Here is a 3,769-nt window from a genome sequence, read left to right on the forward strand (position 1 = left end):
GGCCATGGTGGCGGCGCTGAGCGCCCTGCTGGGGCAGGTCGCGGACCAGGCGGCGGCGCAGTTGCGCGCGCTGCCGGCGGCTTGAGCCCGAGCGGGCGGGCTAAACGAAAAAAGGCGCCTCGCGGCGCCTTTTTTCGTGACGGGACACGAAATTTCAGAGCTTCTCGACCTGGCTGTATTCCAGATCGACCGGCGTCGAGCGGCCGAAGATCGAGACGCTGACCTTCAGGCGCGCCTTTTCCTCGTCCACTTCCTCGATCGTGCCGTTGAACGAGGTGAACGGGCCGTCGGACACGCGCACCTGCTCGCCGATCTCGAACGTGACCGAAGGGCGGGGGCGTTCCACGCCTTCCTGCGCCTGCTTCATGATCCGTTCGGCCTCGGCGGCGGGAATCGGCGACGGACGGGTCTTGCTGCCCAGGAAGCCGGTGACCTTGGGCGTGTCCTTGACCAGGTGCCACGCCTCGTCGGTCAGTTCCATGTTGACCAGCACATAGCCCGGGAAGAATTTCCGCTCGGCGCTGACCTTCTGGCCGCGCCGCACCTCGACCACCTCTTCGGACGGCACGAGGATGTCGCCGAAATGGTCGGACAGGCCCTTCTGCGCCGCCTGTTCCTTGATGTGCTGGGCGATCTTCTTCTCGAAGCCGGAATAGACGTGAACCACGTACCAACGTTTCGCCATGGTCCGTTCCTCAGCCTCCCAGCCCAAAGAGTTCCCGTACGCCCAGGCCGATGATCTGGTCGACGACAAAGAAAAATACCGACGTCATGGCGGCCATCGCCAGGACGGCCCCCGTCGTCACCAGAGTGGCGCGACGCGTGGGCCACGTGACCTTGCCCGCTTCGGCGCGGACTTCTTGCACAAATTTCGCGGGACTGACCGACACGAAACACCCTTCTCGTAACACCACGCGGCACCCCATCCGACGAGACCGGCGAACGGGAGCCGAAAACCACTCACTGCATGTCGGGGGCATCGGACCCGGACCGGACGGGTCTGTCCCGACCGGCGCGGATGGCAGGGGTGGAGGGTCTCGAACCCCCAACCTCCGGTTTTGGAGACCGGCGCTCTAGCCAATTGAGCTACACCCCTGCATGCCGCCTTCGGCGTCGACCAACGGATAGCGGAAACACGCTGTCTTGGCCACCCGTGCGAACCCGGCGCAGGTTGCGGAAAAGAGTATGCCCGGCATCCAAAGTCAAGGGGGTGGATGCGATTCCTTGTCGTCTCCCCGGCGCCTCCCCGCCGTCGATGGCCGGGCATGGAGGATTCGGGCCTCCGGTATCGGGCCTGTATCCGGGATGGGCGCGGGGCTTGCCGCCGGGAACGGTTCGGGGCTATGAAGGCGCTGCTGAGCGGGCGTAGCATAGTGGTAATGCAGTAGCCTTCCAAGCTTCTGAGGAGGGTTCGATTCCCTTCGCCCGCTCCAAATTGTGTTCCATGGATGTCCGCTAAGTTCCTCAATGGCTTGAGACCGAAGGGCTACCGTCGGGTCAAGTTCCACCGAGGTCCATGGAAAGCTCCCCAAAGCGCCGCGATTTAAGGCCGAGATTGAGGCCATTTTTGCGGTTACGGCGAATGCCGGTTTGTTGGTGGAGAAGATAGAGAGCGCAGGGAAACCATCCGTCCTGATCCGCGCATCAGGACGGAAATGGACGCATGGCACTCTCCGATTTCGCCGTCAGGCAGGCAAAGCCCGCAGTGGCCGCGTATTCGCTTGCCGATGGCGATGGGCTGGCCCTCTATGTGCCTTTGAGTGGGGGCAAAATCGTGGCATTTTCGCTACTGCTGGCAGGAAAAGCAGAGCTGCTTATCCCTGCGTCATGGGCGCCGGACTGGGCTGTCTCAGGTGGAACGCATCTTTGGCAAGGACGTGCCGCCTGTTCTGGGCAAGCTGTCGATCTACGATGTCCGTCGTGATCACCTGCGCGATGCGCTTAGCAAGGTCGAACGGCGTGGTGCCCTCGGCGTGGCGAAGAAGATTCGCACCTGGGTTCGGTCAGATGCTCCGAATTCAATGCGCAGCATTATCTCAGAAGCCAACGAACAGAATATCCAGCGCACGCGTGATGGCATCGTGATGGCTATCGATGGAACAGACGGGCTTACGGAGTTCCGAGAACGGAACACTTGCCAAAGCCTGCGTCAGCAGGACGTGCGGCACATCCTCTATCTCGATAATCGGATTCAGCTCGCTGATCGGTGGCGGCGCATCGGAGGCCGGGATCAGGGGAACGACCATCCGGGTTGCCAGTTTGGACAGGAGTTCCGCCTGAACATCGACCACATACCCCGCGCGATGTTTGCCCGGCATGGGATAGACATCGAGACGCGCCATCAGAACGCCCGATAGTCGGCCAGCGGCAGGCCGTGCGTCTCGACATGCTCGTTCCAGGACTGGATCGCGTCACCGTTCTCGGCGAGCCAGTTTTCGCGCCTGCGGGCGGCGAGCGCCGCGACAAGACCCTGCTCGCACGCCTGCGAGACGTTGAGGCCCAGACTGCGTGCTTCCGTCAGGAGATGCGTGGGCAGGGTGATATTGGTGGCGCGTCTGGTGCTGGGTGTTGCTGACATTGCATGCACTCCTTCCGGCAGCCAATATGCGCATAGAGAATGCGCATTTCAAGGATCATCCACGCCTTCCTGATTGGGGGCGGCCTCGCCCGGCGGCGGTTCGTTGTCATTGGCAACCTCGCCATCTGGCGTTCGAATTCCTAGCGAGCGATCTGCCGTCCCGGCAGGCGGGCCAGGACGAGGATCAGTGCGTCCGTCCGCGCCGTCATGGCTGGAGATGGAGTGGCGGATTCGCTGACGTCCGGCGGTTTGTTATCGTTGGCCGGTGAGTGTGGCCCGGCGTTCGATATGCGGCTTTTGTCCGTCATCGTCCTGCCCGTTCCGTCTGGAAAGGACAGCACCATTACGCGCCGGAAAACGCAGCCCAATCAGAAAAAATCAGACATTTCCAATGGATTGTCGGTGTGTGTCGGCACGCTGCGTACTGTGGCGTAGTCAGGCGTGCATGTGGCGGTGTCTTCAGCCCGAACGGGGAAAATCACAGGTTGATGATGGGCGAAATTGGGAGCTGGTTCAGCCTGTGCAGGCGTTCATTCTCGCCGCACGTGGTTTTTCTTGCTGGCCGACCATTTTTAATACAGGTTGTCGCCGGGCTCGCGACGCTGCCCGTCGCCTGTACCTTTCGGACGTGGCGAACGGATGTTGGGAATGCAGGCCCTGACCTCGATCCGTCGTTCGCTACGGATGGAGATACGAATATGCAAACTCCCCATCCTAAAACGATGGCGCGTATCCTGCGTGAAGCATTGGCTGAACATGATTTGAGAATTAGCCATATCTACTGCTTTGGAACTGGTCGAATTAAGGTTTCTTCGCCCGCTCCATCCTTTTCCGGCCTCTCATGTCCGATTTCCGTATGTTCCGCCCCGGTGTGACCGCGTCTTCCCATGATCGCGGCCCGCGCCCGGGTCTTGTGCTGGCCATATGCTGTCTCAGCCTGCTGCTGGTCATGATGGACGTGACGATCGTCAACGTGGCGCTGCCCGCGATTCGCGGCGCGCTCGGCGGTCGGTTGTCCACCCTGCAATGGGTGGTCGATGCTTATACGCTGGCGGTGGCGAGCCTGCTGGTGCTGGCGGGTTCGACGGCCGATCGAATTGGCCGCCGCCGCATCTTCCTGGCCGGCATCGCCCTGTTCTGCCTGGGCTCGGCCCTGTGCGGCATGGCGCCCGGCGCGACCGCGCTGGTGCT

6 protein-coding genes, 2 tRNA genes and 1 pseudogene are annotated in these 3,769 nt (G+C 62.0%); 4 read left to right on the forward strand and 5 right to left on the reverse strand.

What is annotated here, in order from left to right:
- Nucleotides 1-154: 154 nt before the first annotated feature.
- From nusG to HUK84_RS12110, 3 genes are all read right to left on the reverse strand, one after another.
- Entirely contained in the window at nt 155-685 is a 531-nt protein-coding gene (gene nusG / locus HUK84_RS12100) for a transcription termination/antitermination protein NusG (RefSeq protein ID WP_176640516.1), read from the reverse strand.
- A 10-nt stretch (nt 686-695) separates the two neighbouring features.
- Nucleotides 696-890, reverse strand: a complete 195-nt coding sequence (gene secE / locus HUK84_RS12105; protein WP_176640517.1) for a preprotein translocase subunit SecE — start codon at nt 888-890, stop codon at nt 696-698.
- A gap of 129 nt (nt 891-1,019) precedes the next feature.
- Nucleotides 1,020-1,096: transfer RNA gene (locus tag HUK84_RS12110), tRNA-Trp, on the reverse strand.
- A gap of 263 nt (nt 1,097-1,359) precedes the next feature.
- Between HUK84_RS12110 and HUK84_RS12115 the strand changes: the two genes are divergently transcribed.
- Nucleotides 1,360-1,433, forward strand: a tRNA-Gly gene (locus HUK84_RS12115).
- A 444-nt stretch (nt 1,434-1,877) separates the two neighbouring features.
- Nucleotides 1,878-1,943 (forward strand): annotated as a pseudogene (locus HUK84_RS23795) (hypothetical protein); the annotation flags it as partial.
- A gap of 93 nt (nt 1,944-2,036) precedes the next feature.
- Here the strand turns inward: HUK84_RS23795 and HUK84_RS12125 are convergent.
- Nucleotides 2,037-2,342, reverse strand: a complete 306-nt coding sequence (locus tag HUK84_RS12125; RefSeq protein ID WP_176640519.1) for a CcdB family protein — start codon at nt 2,340-2,342, stop codon at nt 2,037-2,039.
- The gene (locus tag HUK84_RS12130; protein ID WP_176640520.1) at nt 2,342-2,578 is read right to left on the reverse strand and encodes a type II toxin-antitoxin system CcdA family antitoxin; all 237 of its coding nucleotides are present in this window, start codon (nt 2,576-2,578) and stop codon (nt 2,342-2,344) included. The genes HUK84_RS12125 and HUK84_RS12130 overlap by 1 nt, the downstream gene beginning before the upstream one ends.
- Before the next feature lie 222 nt (nt 2,579-2,800).
- On the opposite strand from HUK84_RS12130, the gene HUK84_RS12135 reads away from it, so the two are divergent.
- On the forward strand, nt 2,801-3,013 hold the full coding sequence (locus tag HUK84_RS12135) for a hypothetical protein (RefSeq protein WP_176640521.1): 213 nt from the start codon (nt 2,801-2,803) through the stop codon (nt 3,011-3,013).
- A 421-nt stretch (nt 3,014-3,434) separates the two neighbouring features.
- Nucleotides 3,435-3,769: MFS transporter (locus HUK84_RS12140; RefSeq protein ID WP_176640522.1), on the forward strand; the 335-nt coding region annotated here is incomplete at its 3' end.

It is taken from the genome of Nguyenibacter vanlangensis (genome assembly GCF_013376155.1).
In the GTDB taxonomy this organism is placed as follows: domain Bacteria; phylum Pseudomonadota; class Alphaproteobacteria; order Acetobacterales; family Acetobacteraceae; genus Gluconacetobacter; species Gluconacetobacter vanlangensis.